Here is a 14,335-nt window from a genome sequence, read left to right on the forward strand (position 1 = left end):
GGTCAGCGCCGGACGGGCCGGCCGTCGGCGTCCAGCCGGGGGTCGGGGCCGTCGACGGCGGGGCCGAGCAGCCCGGTCAGCCACTTCTTGGTCGGGTCGGCGTCGACCAGCAGGGCCTTGGCGAGCGAGCTGAGCGGCACCGCCAGGATCGCCCCCAGCGGTCCGAGCACCCACGCCCACAGCAGCAGCGACAGCGACACCAGGGTGAACGACAGCCCGACCGCGTTGCCGAGGAACTTGGGCTGGACCAGCGACTGCAGCACGAAGTTGATCACGCAGTAGGCGACGATGATCCACACCATGGCGGTCCAGCCGCCCTCCAGCAGCCCCAGCAGCGCCGGGGGCGCCAGCCCGATCACGAAGCCGATGTTGGGGATGTAGTTGGTGAGGAACGCCAGCAGCCCCCACAGCAGCGGCACCGGCACGTCGAAGACGTACAGCACCACCACGTCCAGCGCCGCCACGATCGCCCCGAACACGGTGCTGACCACCAGGTAGCGGGTGGTGTCGCGGGCGAAGCGGCGCAGCGCGTCGACCAGTTCGGGCTGCTGGGGGCGGATCCGCTCCAGCGTGCGCACGGTGCCGGTGGCGTCCAGGCACATGCCGACCAGCATCAGCACGATCAGCACGATCGCCGAGGACGCGCTGAGCAGGCCGTTGAGGAAGCCCTGGATGAACGTGAAAAGCTGGCCGGGGTCCAGCTTCGACAGCGTCGTCTGGAGCTTGGCCTCGTCGACGCCGTGCCGGGCCAGCTCCTCGGTGACGCCGTGCAGCAGGCCGGTGAGCTGGGTGGAGTAGGTCGGCAGCAGCGTCGCCAGCTGCGCCACCGACAGCGCCAGGCCCGCGCCGAGCGCCAGCAGCATGACGATCACGGTGACCAGCGGGACCGCCACGCACAGCCAGAACGGGGCGCGGCGGCGTTCCAGCCGGGCCCGCAGCGGGCTGACCGCGATCGTCAGCAGCAGCGCCAGCATGGTCGGCCCCACGATGGACGCCGACGCCTTCAGCCCCGCCAGCGCCACGACGGCGGCGGCCGCGCCGACCATCCCCACCAGCCCCGGGGACCAGCCGCGCGCCGCCTCGCCCCTGTCGCCCATCCGCCCTCCCCGCCTCGGGAGCTACCTTCCCCGCGCCGGGCCGCGATAACTACGTAAAGTAGTGATCTCGTTACGGCGATCCGGTGATCGGGTACAGCCCCGGCATGAAGATCCTCATCCGGGTCGTCATCACGGCGGTGGCGCTGTGGACGGCGACCGCGCTGGTCGACGGCGTCGACGTCGGCGGCGACAGCGCGGTGAAGCGGACGCTGACGTTCCTGGCCGCCGGGGCGGTGTTCGGCATCGTCAACGCGGTCGTCAAACCGGTCGTGAGGCTCCTCGGCTGCGCGCTGTACGCGCTGACGCTCGGCCTGTTCGCGCTGGTGGTGAACGCCGCCCTGCTGGCGCTGACCGGCTGGCTGTCGGGCGGGCTGGGGCTGGAGTTCCACGTGCGGTGGTTCTGGCCCGCGCTGTGGGGAGCGGTCATCGTGTCGGTGGTGAGCTGGCTGCTCAGCCTGTTCGTCTCGGACGACTGAGGACCCCGCGCCGGGCGGCGGGCCGGGGCGGCCGCGATAGGCTCGGCGGCGAGTTCGAGCCTGGGAGGACAAAAGTGATCAAGGTGGGGGTGCTGGGCGCGCGCGGCCGGATGGGGGCCGAGGTGTGCCGGGCGGTCGAGGGCGCCGACGACATGGAGCTGGTCGCCACCGTCGACCAGGGGGACGCGCTGGACGCGCTGGAGACGGCCGAGGTCGTGGTCGACTTCACCCACCCCGACGTGGTCATGGACAACCTCAGGTGGTGCGTGGAGCACGGCCTGCACGCCGTCGTCGGCACCACGGGCTTCGACCCGTCCCGGCTGGACACCGTGCGGTCCTGGCAGGCCGCCGGGGCCAAGGGCAACGTGCTCATCGCCCCCAACTTCGGCATCGGCGCGGTGCTGATGATGCACTTCGCGCGCAAGGCGGCCCCGTTCTTCGAGTCGGTCGAGGTCGTCGAGCTGCACCACCCGAACAAGGCCGACGCGCCGAGCGGCACCGCCTTCCGCACCGCCGAGCTGATCGGCGCCGCCCGCGCCGAGGCCGGGGTCGGCCCCTCCCCGGACGCCACCACCTCCGAGCTGCCCGGCGCGCGCGGCGCGGACGTCGACGGCGTCCGGGTGCACGCGGTGCGCCTGTCCGGCCTGATCGCGCACCAGGAGGTGCTGCTGGGCGGGCACGGCGAGACGTTCACGATCCGGCACGACGCGATGAACCGCGAGTCGTTCATGCCGGGCGTGCTGCTCGGCGTCCGCCGGGTCGCCGAGCTGCCCGACCGCCTGACCGTCGGCATCGAGTCCCTGCTGGACCTGTGACGGCGCCCGAGTTCGACGGCGAGCCCTGGGACTACCTGGGCGCGGACGAGGCGATCGACGTGGAGCACCCGCTGGTCCAGTCGATCGCCGCGCGGCTGCGCACCGGCGACGACATCACCTTCGCGAGGCTGGCGTTCGAGCACGTCCGCGACGAGGTGAGGCACTGCCTGGACGCCGGGGACGGCCGGGTGACCTGGCGGGCCTCCGACGTGCTGGAGCAGGAGGTCGGCTTCTGCTACGCCAAGTCGCACGCGTTCGTGGCGCTGCTGCGCGCGGGCGGCATCCAGGCGGGCCTGTGCTACCAGCGCCTCCGCGACGGCGACGGCTTCGTGGTGCACGGGCTGGCCGCCGCCCTCATCGACGACCGCTGGGTGCGCCTCGACCCCAGGGGGAACAACGCCGAGGTGAACGTCGGGTTCTCGGCCGCGGAGGACCGCCTGGCCTGGCGTCCGGACCCGGCCCTGGGAGAGATCGACTACCCGACCGTCCACGCCCGCCCCCACCCGGCGGTGCTGGAGGCCCTCCGCTCCCACACCGACGCCCTGACGATGCCCCTGCCGTCGGAGCTGTGAAAGCTTTACCCTCGGTCGTCGCTAGCCGGGCCGGTGGTGCGGAAGGTAACCGGTGATGCCGGGCTACATCCGTTTTCCAGCGGTGATGGGTGAGCTGATCGTCTTCGTGTCCGATGACGATCTGTGGTTGGTGTCGGCCGAGGGCGGCCGGGCCTGGCGGCTCACCGCCGGGGTCGCCGAGGCCACCTATCCGCGGATCTCCCCCGACGGGGAGCGCATCGCCTTCGTCGGGGAGGGCGAGGGGCCCAAGGAGGTCTACGTCCTGCCGGTGGCCGGGGGGGACGCGCGCCGGCTGACCTACCAGGGGGCCCACTGCGCGGTGTCGGGGTGGGACCCGGGCGGGGCGATCGTGTACGCCAGCGACGTCGGGCGGCCGTTCGCGCGCGACGACTACCTCTACCGGATCGACCCCGACGGCGAGGACCTCGTGCTGCCCGTGCTGCTGCCGCACGGGCCCGCGCGGACCGTCACCCACGGGCCGGGACGCGCCGTCGTCATCGGCCGCAACACCGCCGACCCCGCCCGCTGGAAGCGGTACCGGGGCGGCACCGTCGGGACGCTGTGGATCGACCCGGAGGGGACGGGGGAGTTCCGCCGCCTGGTCGAGCTGAACGGCAACCTCGCCGCGCCCTGCTGGGTCGGCGACCGGATCTACTTCCTGTCGGACCACGAGGGCATCGGCAACGTCTACTCCTGCGCCCCGGGCGGGGACGGCCTGCGGCGGCACACCGACCACCGGGAGTTCTACGCGCGCAACCTGGCCTCCGACGGGCGGCGCCTGGTCTACCACGCGGGCGGCGACCTGTTCCTGCTGGACCCGGGGGACGGGGCCGCGCGGCGGGTGGAGGTGCGGCTCGGCAGCGCCCGGTCGCAGCGGGCCCGCCGGTTCGTCGACGCGGCCTCCTTCCTCGACACCGCCACCCTCGCCCCGGACGGCGAGGGGCTGGCCCTCACCGTGCGGGGCAAGGCGCTGACCTTCGGGAGCTGGGCCGGGCCGGTGCTCCAGCACGGCGCCCGGCAGGGCGTCCGCTACCGGCTGCTGACCTGGCTGAACGACGGCGCGCACCTCATCGCGGCGGCCAGCGACGACTCCGACCGCGAGCGGCTGGTCCGGCTCACCGCCGACGGGGAGGAGCCGCCGGTCGCGTTCGCCGCCGCCGACACCGGCCGGATCGGGGAGCTGGTGGTCTGCCCGGTCTGCGACCTGGTCGCCCTCACCAACCACCGGGGCGAGCTGCTGCTGGTCGACGCGGGCGACCCCGGCTCGGCGGCGGTGCGGGTGGACGTGTCGCCGTTCGGGGCGATCGAGGACCCGGCGTGGTCGCCGGACGGCCGCTGGCTCGCCTACACCTATCCGGGAACGCCGCAGACCACCGCGATCAAACTGTGCCGCGTGGAGACCCGCGAGAAGCACCTGCTGGCCCTGCCGGTGCTGAAGGACCGGCGGCCCGCGTTCGACCCGGGCGGCGACCACCTGTACTTCATCGGGGCCCGGATCTTCAACCCGATCGACGACTCCCTCCAGTTCGACCTGGGGTTCCCGCTGGGGACGCTGCCGTACGCGGTGGCGCTCCGCCCCGACGTGCCCTGCCCGTTCGGGCCCGGTCCGCGCCCCCTCGGCGACCACGGCGGGAACGTCGAGATCGACTTCGCGGGCATCGAACGCCGCATCGTGCCGTTCCCGGTGCCCGAGGCGCGCTACGCCCGGGTGGCGGGCGTCCGGGGCGAGAACAAGGCCCTGCTGTCCTACGACCCGGTCGAGGCGGGGCGCGGCGACCCGCTGCTCAGCAGCGCCCTGCTGGTGTACGACTTCACCGGGCAGCGCTACTCGCGGCTCGCCGAGCAGATCAGCGACTTCGAGATCGGCCGCGACGGCGTCACCCTGCTCTACCGGTCCGGCGACCGGCTGCGCGTCGCCCCGGCCCACGAGCCGCTGTCCTCCGGCGACCGGACCGGCGAGGACACCGGCTGGATCGACCTGTCCCGCGTCAAGGTGTCGATCTGGCCGCAGGGGGAGTGGCGGCAGATGTTCCGCGAGGCGTGGCGGCTGCAACTGGAGCACTTCTGGGCCGAGGACATGGCGGGCCTGGACTGGAACGGCGTCTACGAGCGCTACCTGCCGCTGGTGGACCGGGTCGGCAGCCGCAGCGAGTTCTCCGACCTGCTGTGGGAGATGCAGGGCGAGCTGGGCACCTCGCACGCCTACGAGAGCGGCGGCGCGTACCGGGCCCAGCCCGTCTACCCGATGGCGCACCTCGGCGTGGACTGGTCCCTGGACCCGGTGTCGGGCCGGTTCATGATCGCGGGCATCGTGCACGGCGACCCCTGGGACCCCGAGGCGACCTCCCCGCTCAACCGGCCGGGCGTGGACGTGCGCGTCGGCGACACCGTCCTGGCGGTGAACGGCCAGCCGGTCGGCCGCGGGATCGCCAGCCCCCAGGAGCACCTGGTCAACCTGGTCGGCCAGCAGGTCCGGCTGACCGTGCGGCGCGGCGACACCGTCCGCACCGTGTCGGTCCCCACCGTCCGGAACGAACGCCCCGGCCGCTACCGCGACTGGGTGCGGCGCAACCGCGCCCTCGTCCACGAACGCACCGGCGGCCGCGTCGGCTACCTGCACGTCCCCGACATGGGCCCGGCCGGGTTCGCCGAGTTCCACCGGGGCTTCCTCACCGAGTACGACCACGACGCGCTGATCGTGGACGTGCGGTTCAACGGCGGCGGCCGCGTCTCCGGCCTGGTCCTGCAGAAGCTCGCCCGGCCCCGGCTCGGCTTCGACTTCCCGCGCTGGGGCGTGCCCGAGCCCTACCTGCGCGAGTCCCCGGCGGGCCCGCTGGTCTGCCTGATCAACGAGCGCACCGGCTCCGACGGCGACGTGTTCGCCCACGCGTTCAAGGTGCTGGGCCTCGGGCCGCTGGTGGGCCGCCGCACCTGGGGCGGCGTCGTCGGCATCCAGCCCCGCCACCGGCTGGCCGACCGGACCCTCACCACGCAGCCGGAGTTCTCGTTCGCCTTCGACGACGTCGGCTGGAAGCTGGAGAACTACGGCACCGACCCCGACATCGAGGTGGACATCACCCCGCAGGACCACGCCGCGGGCCGCGACACCCAGCTCGAACGCGCCATCGACGTCGCCCTGGAACGCCTGGCGGCCCAGCCGCCGCACCGCCCCGACCCGGCCGACCGGCCCCGGCTGACGACCCCGAGGCTTCCTCCCCGTTCGTCCTGATATTGCGAACGGAAGACCATCGCATTGCCCGGCCCCGGGTAGAGCCCTGTTGGTGCGCGGCGCTGCGCACCATGTCACAAGGGGGAAACGACATATGGGCATCTTCGACGACGCACAGGACAAGGCCGGCGACGCCCGGGACAGGGCCAAGGACTCCGTCGGCAACGTCTCCGACCGGCTCAAGGACTCCGAGCGCGACACCGACAAGTCCCGTGACGCGGGCGGCGAGTTCCGCGACCGCACCGAGGACATGCGCGAACGCGCCCAGGACCGGATGGAGAACATGCGCGACGACCAGCGCACCAACCCCGAAGACTACCGCCACTGATCCTCGGATCGCGCTGAGGGCGTGCGGCCACCGGGCCGCGCGCCCTTCCCTGCGTCCGCGCCCGGCCCTGGCGGGACGCGGGACGGCGGGGGAGAATGCGGGCATGGATGATCATGCCTTCGCGCGGTCGATGTGGACCGTCGTCGAGCCGGTGCACGTGGTGACCTACTTCTCCGCCGAGTGCGCGGCGGCCAACAAGGAGGTGGGCCTGCGCGGGTTCTGGATGGGGTACTTCGGGAGCCGGGGCGCGCCCCTCGGGCCGGTGGGGCCGGGGGTGATCGAGGCGACGTTCCACGGGTTCCACCCGGCGAAGGTCCGGCGGGCCGTGCCGGACGCCTGGTCGTTCGCCGCGCCCGAGGCGATCCTGCGGGCCCGGTCGGCCGCCGCCGCGACCGCGCTGCGCCGCCTCCACGGCGACGTGGAGAAGGTCGCCGAGCAGGTCAACCCGCTGCTGGCCCGGATCGTGGCCGACGCCGACGCCACGGGGCGGACGCTGTTCGCCGCCAACCGGGACCTCACCCCGCCGGACGACCCGGTGGAGGCGCTGTGGCAGCACGCCACCTCGCTGCGCGAGCACCGGGGCGACGGGCACGTGGCGGTCCTGACGGCCGAGGGGCTCGGCGGGGCCGAGTCCAACATCCTCGCCGCCGCCGTCCGGGGGACCCCCGCGCAGTGGCTCAAGGACAGCCGGGGCTGGTCCGACGAGGAGTGGGCCACCGCCGCCGACGGCCTCGTGCGGCGCGGCCTGATCGACGGGAACGGCGAGGCCACCGACGAGGGGCGGGCGCTCCGGGGGGCGATCGAGGACCGCACGAACGCGCTCGCCGCCCCCGCCTACCGGGTGGTGGAGAAGCCCGCGGAGCTGTTCGGGGCGCTGCGGCCGGTGGCGCGGGCCGTCATCGACTCCGGCGAGCTGCCGTTCCCCAACCCCATCGGGCTGCCGCGGCTGTCCGGCTGACCCGCTGTCCGGCTGACCCGCCGGCCTGCCGGTCGGCGGGGCTCTACTGCTTGGCGAGGTCCGGTCGCCGGGGGATCCCCGCGGCGCGGTAGGCGTCCTCCTCGTCGAGCGTCTCCCGCTCCAGCAGCGTCGTGGCGAGGGACTCCAGCCTGTCGCGGTTGTCGCGGAGCATCCGCAGCGCCTCGGCGTAGCACTCCTCGACGATGCGGCGGGCCTCCTCGTCCACCACGTCGAGCGTGCCCGGCGAGGCGTACTGCGCCATCGGGTCGGCGCCGTCGGGCGGCAGCACCGACAGCGGCCCGACCCGCCCGGACATCCCCCACCGGCCCACCATCCCGCGCGCGATCCGGGTGACCTGCTCCAGGTCGCTCTCCGCGCCGGTGGTGACCACCCCGAACACCAGCTCCTCGGCGGCCATCCCGCCCAGCGCCCCGATGATGCGGCCGCGCAGGTACTCGGAGTCGTAGGCGTACCGGTCGCCCTCGGGGGTGGAGACGGTGACGCCGAGCGCCCGGCCGTGCGGCACGATGGTGATCTTCCGGACGGGGTCGGCGCCCGGGTGCAGCATGCCCAGCAGCGCGTGCCCGGACTCGTGGTAGGAGGTGCGGCGGCGCTCCTCCTCCGGCATGACCAGCGAACGCCGCGTGCCGAGCTGCACCTTCTCCAGCGCCGACTGCACATCCTCCATGTTCACCGCGTCCTTACCGCGCCGGACGGCCAGCAGCGCGGCCTCGTTCACCAGGTTCGCCAGCTCCGCGCCGGTCATCCCCGGAGTGATCTTGGCGATCCCGGTCAGGTCCACGTCCGGGGCCAGCGGGACCTGGCGGGTGTGGACCCGCAGGATCGCGACGCGGCCGTTCAGGTCGGGCGGGGACACCGCCACCTGCCGGTCGAACCGGCCCGGCCGCAGCAGCGCCGGGTCCAGGATGTCCGGCCGGTTCGTCGCCGCGACCACCACCACGCCCTCGGAGCCGGAGAACCCGTCCATCTCGGTGAGGATCTGGTTGAGGGTCTGCTCCCGCTCGTCGTGCCCGCCCATCGACGCGCCCGAGCCGCGCTGCCGCCCGATCGTGTCGATCTCGTCGATGAAGATGATCGACGGGGCGGTCTTGCGGGCCTCGGTGAACAGCTCCCGGACGCGCGCCGCGCCGACGCCGACGACCATCTCGATGAACTCCGACGCCGCCGCCGAGTAGAAGGGCACGTCCGCCTCGCCCGCGACCGCCCGCGCCAGCAGCGTCTTGCCGGTGCCGGGCGGGCCGGTCAGCAGCACGCCGCGCGGCACCCGCGCGCCGAGCCGCTGGTACTTGCCGGGATCCCGCAGGAAGTCGACGATCTCGCTGAGCTCGTCCTCGACCTCGTCGATCCCGGCGACGTCGGCGAACGTGGCGCGCTTCTCGTCGGGCGCGACCGGCTTGGGCGACCGGCCGAACCCTCCCATCAGCCCGCCCGCCCCGCCACCGCCCATCCGCCGCTGGATCCACACCATCGCGGCGATCCACAGCCCGACGAACAGCAGCACCGGCAGCAGCGACAGCAGCAGGTTCGCGAGCAGGCCGCGCTCCTCGGTGACCGGGCGGGCCTCCACCACCACGCCCTTGGCCAGCATCTGCTCGAAGATCTTGTCGTTGGCGAAGGTCGGCCGCTGCGTCTCGAACTCGGTGTAGGTCTCCTTCGGGTCCTTCTGGCCCGGGACCTGCTGCTTCTGCTTGAGCTCCCCCTCGATCCGGTCGCCGCGCGTGTAGACGTCCTTGACGTTGCCCGCCGCGACCTGCTCGGTGAACGCGGTGTAGGGGATCGTGACGACGTGCTGCTTGTCGGTGACGTGCATCGACGCGTAGCTCATCCCGAACACCAGCAGCAGCAGAAGCCAGAAGTAGGTGTTGCGGTTCGGCCGGAAACCGCCGGGCCGCGACCCGCCGCCGTCGCGCCCGCCGGACCGGCCGGGCACGCCCTCGGCACGCCACGGCTGGTCGGGACGGTCACGAGGCGGCACCGGCTGACGGTTGTCGGCGTGCTTCGCCGGCTTGGACGGCACGAATGATCTCCCCAGTGTGCAGAGCGCCACGGCCTCCCGACCGGAATAGATCAAGAGGTTCCCGGGGGTGGTCAGGCGAAACTTCACCGGGATGGGGGGTGGGTGCGGGGTGTGTTACTGGGAGGGGGCGCGTTGCTGGGAGGGGGTGCGTTACTGGGAGGTGGTGGGGGCCGCGAAGCCGTGCTTGTGGAACAGCCGCCCCGCCTCGGCGGAGGCCAGCCACGCCACGAACGCCTCGGCCTCCTCCCGGTGCTCGCCGTCCTTCACCGCGGCGGCCGGATAGTTGACGGTCACGTTCTGGTCGGCGGGGATCGGCACGCTGTCGGCGGCCACGCCCGCCGACCGCATGTCGGTGATGTAGACCAGCCCCGCGTCGGCCTGCCCGCTACGGACCCGGTCCAGCACGGCCCGCGCGCTGATCGCCTCGCCGGTCCACCGCACGTTCAGCCCCGCCTTGGCGAACACGTGCCGCGCGTACCGGCCGACCGGGACGACGTTCGCGCCGATGGTGACCCGCAGCCCCGGCCGGGTCAGATCCGCCAGCCCCCGCAGACCCCGGGGATTGCCCGGCGCGACGGCGATGGTGAGCGAGTTGTGCGCCACGATCCGGCGGCGGCCGGTCAGATAGTCGTCGACCTCGTTCATCGCGGCCTCGTCGGCGGTGACCAGCACGTCACCGGGCCGCAGGTCCGACACGCGGTCGGCCATCTCCTGCGACCCGCCGGTCTCGGTCTCGACCCGCACCCGGGGATGGGAGTGCCGGTAGGCGTCGCCGAGCTCGGCGACGACCTCGGCCAGCGAGGACGCCGCCAGGACCTGCAACGTGACCGGGCCGGGGTCACCGCAGCCCGCCAGGGGGACGACGAGCGCGAACACGGCGGACGCACGCCGCCATCGGGGGGAGTCGGGCATATGTCCTGATCCTAGGGTCGGGACGTGTTCGTTCCGTTGATTCGACGCGGGCGTGTCAGCGCCGCGCACTAGGGTTCTCAATACCGGTTCTCGGTACCGAACAACGTTTCCGGAAGGCTCTGAACATGTCCCTCGATCTGATGGAGCTGCTGCCCGCCGACTGGCGCGAGAAGCTCGAACCCCACCTCGACCCGAGCCAGGTGGCGGCGCTGGGCGCGTTCGTGGCGCAGGAGTACGAGGAGCAGACCGTCTACCCGCCGCGCGAGGACCTGTTCAACGCGTTCCGCCACTGCCCCTTCGACCAGGCCCGCGTGCTGATCCTCGGCCAGGACCCCTACCACGGCCCCGGCCAGGCCCACGGCCTGAGCTTCAGCGTCCGCGAGGGCGTCAAGCTGCCGCCGTCCCTGCGCAACATCTACAAGGAGCTCGCCTCCGACCTCGACGTCCCCCTGGCCAAGACGGGCGACCTGACCCCGTGGGCCGACCAGGGCGTACTGCTGCTCAACGCGGTCCTGACCGTCCGCGCGGGCGAGGCGGGCTCGCACGCGAACAAGGGCTGGGAGGACTTCACCGACGCCGCGATCCGCGCCCTCAACGACAAGGAGGAGCGCGTGGTGTTCGTGCTGTGGGGCGCCTACGCCCGCAAGAAGGCCCGCCTGATCACGGGCGGGCAGCACGTGATCCACGAGTCGGCGCACCCGAGTCCGCTCAGCGCCAAGAAGTTCTTCGGCACCAAGCCGTTCAGCGCCGTCAACAAGGCCCTGGCGGACGCGGGGGAGCCGGAGATCCGGTGGGAGCTGGCCGTCGACTGAGTTGTTCCGGTGGGGGCTGGGGGTTTTGGCGGGTTGGGGTTGTTGGGTCTGTGTAGACCCCCGATATTGCTGGGGGTCTGTGGGGAGGGCTTAGCGAAAGCGGCTGTGCTGGCCTTGGGGGGACCGTCCCCCCAAACCCCCACATCGGGCCCGCGCACGCCGAAAGACTTCGCTGGCGCTTCGCTTTCGGCGTGCTGCGAACCCTGGCAAGGGGGCCAGCCCCCTTGGACCCCCGGCGAGGGACGCCGTCCCCCACACCCCCTGGCAGGGCTCCGCCCCACACCCCGGCAGGGGCTCCGCCCCCACACCCCCTTGTGGGGCCCTGCCCCTACAACCCCGACGCGGGCGCTGCCCCTACGACCCCGGCAGGGGTTCGCCCCACATCCCTCGTGGGGCTCTGCCCTATGCCCTGGCAGGGGACTGTGCCCCCTGCAATCCCTCTTGGGGCTTCGCCCCTTGCCCCCTCTTGGGCTCTGCCCCTTGTCCCAGCACTTGGCGCTTTCGGGGTGGTGTTTCGTTGCGGGCGGGTAAAGCGAACCCCCGCCGCGAAGGCACGCGTGCGGGGGTTCGGCTTTTCGGGTCTTCAGATCGCCAGGCCGATGGCCAGCAGGACGCTGAAGACGATCTGGAGGCGGCCCGTTTCGCCCAGGACCGGGATCAGGTGGGGGCCGTTGGCGCCGTTCAGGACCTTCTGGGTCGGGGGCAGGGACAGGGGGGCCGACAGCAGGGCCAGCAGGGCCCACGGGTGCAGGGGGGACATCGCCAGGACGACCATGTACGGCAGTGAGATGCACGCCGAGTACAGGATGCGCGTCCACTTGTCGCCCAGCAGGACCGCCAGCGTGCGCTTGTCGGACAGGCGGTCGGTGGGGATGTCGCGCAGGTTGTTGGCGACCAGCAGGGCGCAGGCGAGCAGGCCGACCGGGATCGCGGCGACCCACGCCTCCCACGGCAGGGTCTCGGTCTGCACGTAGACGGTGCCGACGACCGCGACCAGGCCGAAGAACACGAACACGGAGACCTCGCCGAGCGCCCGGTAGCCGTAGGGCGTCTTGCCGCCGGTGTAGAACCACGCCGCGAGGATCGCGAACGCGCCCACCAGCAGCAGCCACCAGGTCGTCACGGACGCGAGGACCAGACCCGCCACGGCCGCCAGGAGGAAGCAGAGCAGCGCCGCCGACAGCACCTGCTTCGGCTTGGCGACGCCGGAGCCGACCAGCCGCAGCGGGCCGACGCGGTCCTCGTCGGTGCCGCGGACGCCGTCGCTGTAGTCGTTGGAGTAGTTCACCCCGACCTGGAGGATCAGCGCGACGAACGCGGCCAGTGCGGCGCGCCACCACACCGGGTGGCCCTCGCCGACGGCGACACCGGTGCCGACGACGACGGGGACTAGGGACGTGGGCAGGGTGCGGGGCCGGGATCCGGCGACCCACTGGGAGAGCGTGGCCACTGTTTACCGCTTGTTCTCGAGGGACGACAGGGATTCCGATTCTTCCCGATCTTGGCGGGTGCTCGGGCGCAGCCGCAGCGACAGCAGCAGACCCAGGGCGAGGATCGCGGCGGTGGCCAGGGCCCCGTCGCGGGCCGCGACGGCCAGGCTCTCGTCGGCCGCCCGCGCCTCGGTGGCGCGGGACGGGTCCGCGTGCAGGTCGCGGGCGTAGGTTCCGGCGCTCTGCCGCAGCTCGTGGGCGAGGCGCTCGCCGTCGCCCACACGGTCGGTCATGGCCGCGCCGAGGCTGGTGGCGAACACCGTCCCGATGATCGCGATGCCGAGGGCCGCGCCGACCTGCCGCGCCGTGGACTGGGTTCCGGACGCCTGCCCGGACTTCGCGGGCGGGACGTCGGCCAGGGAGACGTTGGTGAGCTGGGCGGCGGTCAGGCCCAGGCCGAAGCCGTAGACGAGCATCCACGGGGCCAGGCCGAGTCCGGTGGTGGCGGCGTCCAGCGTGACCGCCAGCCCCAGCACGGCCGCGACCTCCAGCACCATGCCGATCTGCACCACGCGGTGCGCGCCGCGCTTCTTCGCCAGGCGGCCCGCGTACCCGCCGGACAGGAACGAGCCCACCGCCAGCGGCAGGATCGCCAGGCTGATCTGGATCGGGGAGGTGCCGTGCACGCCCAGCAGGAACAGCGGCAGCACGAACAGCAGACCCAGCTCGCCCACGTTGATCAGCGCGGAGGCCAGGTTGCCGCGCCGGAAGTTGGCGATCCGGAACAGCGACAGGTCCAGCATCACCGGGCGGCCCGCCGCCGCGCGGGCGCGTTCGACCAGGACCAGCGCGGTCAGCAGCGCCGCGCCGAGCGCCAGCACGACCGGGACCGGCGACAGCCCGGCGACCGAGAAGTCGCGGGTCGCGGTCCACCAGCCGTGGTTCGGGCCCTCGATCAGGCCGCAGACGAGCGCGCCGAGACCGAGCGCCGACAGCACGCCGCCCAGCCAGTCGATCTCCTGCCGCAGGCGGCCGGCGCGCGGCTGCCGGGTCTCGGGCAGCAGCGCGACCGCGCCGGCGATCAGCGCGACGCCGAACGGCAGGTTCACCAGGAACGCCCAGCGCCAGTCGGCGGTGCCGAGCGCCCCGCCGAGCAGCGGGCCGAGCGCGGCCATGCCGCTGAGCAGCGCCCCCCAGATCCCGAACGCCGCCGCCCGGTCCCGGCCGGTGAACATCGCGTTCAGCGTGGACAGCGCCGCCGGGAGCACCATCGAGGCCCCGACGCCCTGCACGGCCCGCGCCGCGATCAGCGACGACCCGTCCCGCGCGGCCGCCACGCCCAGGCTGGCCAGCACGAACACCACCACGCCGAGGACGAACACCCGCCGCCGCCCGACCAGGTCCCCGACCCGGCCGAACGGGATCAGCAGCGCCGCGAACACCAGCGAGTAGACCGCGTTCACCCACTCGGCGTCGGCGGTGGTCAGGCCGAGTCCGGAGACCAGCCGCGGCAGCAGGACGCCCACGATGGTGGCGTCCACGATGATCATCGAGACGCCGAGGCTGAGCACGACCACGCCCAGACGGCGGCGTGCGGTGCTGGTCGGGGCGGGCGTCGGGGCGGTGGTCTCGGGCACGGTCTCCAAAATACGGCCGGGGTGCCGATGC

Annotated in this window: 12 protein-coding genes; 7 read left to right on the forward strand and 5 right to left on the reverse strand. The window is 73.1% G+C overall.

Going from position 1 to position 14,335, the window contains the following annotated elements; translation table 11 throughout:
• Nucleotides 1-2 precede the first annotated feature (2 nt).
• Nucleotides 3-1,097, reverse strand: coding sequence for an AI-2E family transporter (locus HNR61_RS05955; protein ID WP_182841998.1), 1,095 nt, complete (start codon nt 1,095-1,097; stop codon nt 3-5).
• A 104-nt stretch (nt 1,098-1,201) separates the two neighbouring features.
• On the opposite strand from HNR61_RS05955, the gene HNR61_RS05960 reads away from it, so the two are divergent.
• The 6 genes from HNR61_RS05960 to HNR61_RS05985 all read left to right on the forward strand — a co-directional run bounded on the left by HNR61_RS05960 (nt 1,202) and on the right by HNR61_RS05985 (nt 7,475).
• Nucleotides 1,202-1,573, forward strand: a complete 372-nt coding sequence (locus HNR61_RS05960; protein ID WP_182841999.1) for a phage holin family protein — start codon at nt 1,202-1,204, stop codon at nt 1,571-1,573.
• A 74-nt stretch (nt 1,574-1,647) separates the two neighbouring features.
• Complete coding sequence (dapB, locus tag HNR61_RS05965) at nt 1,648-2,388, forward strand: 4-hydroxy-tetrahydrodipicolinate reductase (protein ID WP_182842000.1); 741 nt, start codon at nt 1,648-1,650, stop codon at nt 2,386-2,388.
• Nucleotides 2,385-2,960, forward strand: a complete 576-nt coding sequence (locus tag HNR61_RS05970; protein WP_182842001.1) for a transglutaminase-like domain-containing protein — start codon at nt 2,385-2,387, stop codon at nt 2,958-2,960. The genes dapB and HNR61_RS05970 overlap by 4 nt, the downstream gene beginning before the upstream one ends.
• Before the next feature lie 55 nt (nt 2,961-3,015).
• Nucleotides 3,016-6,189, forward strand: coding sequence for a S41 family peptidase (locus HNR61_RS05975; RefSeq protein ID WP_182842002.1), 3,174 nt, complete (start codon nt 3,016-3,018; stop codon nt 6,187-6,189).
• Between the two features lie 94 nt (nt 6,190-6,283).
• Nucleotides 6,284-6,517, forward strand: coding sequence for a hypothetical protein (locus HNR61_RS05980; RefSeq protein ID WP_182842003.1), 234 nt, complete (start codon nt 6,284-6,286; stop codon nt 6,515-6,517).
• 103 nt (nt 6,518-6,620) lie between these two features.
• A complete protein-coding gene (locus HNR61_RS05985) occupies nt 6,621-7,475 on the forward strand; it encodes an SCO6745 family protein (protein ID WP_182842004.1) in 855 nt (284 codons plus the stop codon).
• Nucleotides 7,476-7,518: 43 nt separating this feature from the next.
• Here HNR61_RS05985 and ftsH read toward each other — a convergent pair whose 3' ends face one another.
• Entirely contained in the window at nt 7,519-9,513 is a 1,995-nt protein-coding gene (gene ftsH, locus HNR61_RS05990) for an ATP-dependent zinc metalloprotease FtsH (RefSeq protein ID WP_182842005.1), read from the reverse strand.
• A gap of 150 nt (nt 9,514-9,663) precedes the next feature.
• Nucleotides 9,664-10,425 (reverse strand): molybdate ABC transporter substrate-binding protein, encoded by a 762-nt coding sequence (gene modA, locus HNR61_RS05995; protein WP_182842006.1) that lies wholly within the window; start codon nt 10,423-10,425, stop codon nt 9,664-9,666.
• A 125-nt stretch (nt 10,426-10,550) separates the two neighbouring features.
• Between modA and HNR61_RS06000 the strand changes: the two genes are divergently transcribed.
• Nucleotides 10,551-11,237, forward strand: a complete 687-nt coding sequence (locus HNR61_RS06000; protein WP_182842007.1) for a uracil-DNA glycosylase — start codon at nt 10,551-10,553, stop codon at nt 11,235-11,237.
• A 583-nt stretch (nt 11,238-11,820) separates the two neighbouring features.
• On the opposite strand, the gene HNR61_RS06005 is transcribed toward HNR61_RS06000, so the two are convergent.
• Both HNR61_RS06005 and HNR61_RS06010 read right to left on the reverse strand, forming a co-directional pair.
• Nucleotides 11,821-12,687, reverse strand: a complete 867-nt coding sequence (locus tag HNR61_RS06005) for a 1,4-dihydroxy-2-naphthoate polyprenyltransferase (RefSeq protein ID WP_182842008.1) — start codon at nt 12,685-12,687, stop codon at nt 11,821-11,823.
• Between the two features lie 3 nt (nt 12,688-12,690).
• A complete protein-coding gene (locus HNR61_RS06010) occupies nt 12,691-14,304 on the reverse strand; it encodes a DHA2 family efflux MFS transporter permease subunit (RefSeq protein WP_312897782.1) in 1,614 nt (537 codons plus the stop codon).
• Nucleotides 14,305-14,335 lie beyond the last annotated feature (31 nt).

Source organism: Actinomadura kijaniata, assembly GCF_014138665.1.
Taxonomy (GTDB): Bacteria; Actinomycetota; Actinomycetes; order Streptosporangiales; family Streptosporangiaceae; genus Spirillospora; species Spirillospora kijaniata.

Coding starts and splice junctions, on each gene's coding strand:
- HNR61_RS05960 (WP_182841999.1), top strand. CDS start 1,202: ATGAAGATCCTCATCCGGGTCGTCATCACGGCGGTGGCGCTGTGGACG.
- HNR61_RS05980 (WP_182842003.1), top strand. CDS start 6,284: ATGGGCATCTTCGACGACGCACAGGACAAGGCCGGCGACGCCCGGGAC.
- HNR61_RS05955 (WP_182841998.1), bottom strand. CDS start 1,097: ATGGGCGACAGGGGCGAGGCGGCGCGCGGCTGGTCCCCGGGGCTGGTG.
- HNR61_RS05975 (WP_182842002.1), top strand. CDS start 3,016: ATGCCGGGCTACATCCGTTTTCCAGCGGTGATGGGTGAGCTGATCGTC.
- HNR61_RS05985 (WP_182842004.1), top strand. CDS start 6,621: ATGGATGATCATGCCTTCGCGCGGTCGATGTGGACCGTCGTCGAGCCG.
- modA (WP_182842006.1), bottom strand. CDS start 10,425: ATGCCCGACTCCCCCCGATGGCGGCGTGCGTCCGCCGTGTTCGCGCTC.
- HNR61_RS06000 (WP_182842007.1), top strand. CDS start 10,551: ATGTCCCTCGATCTGATGGAGCTGCTGCCCGCCGACTGGCGCGAGAAG.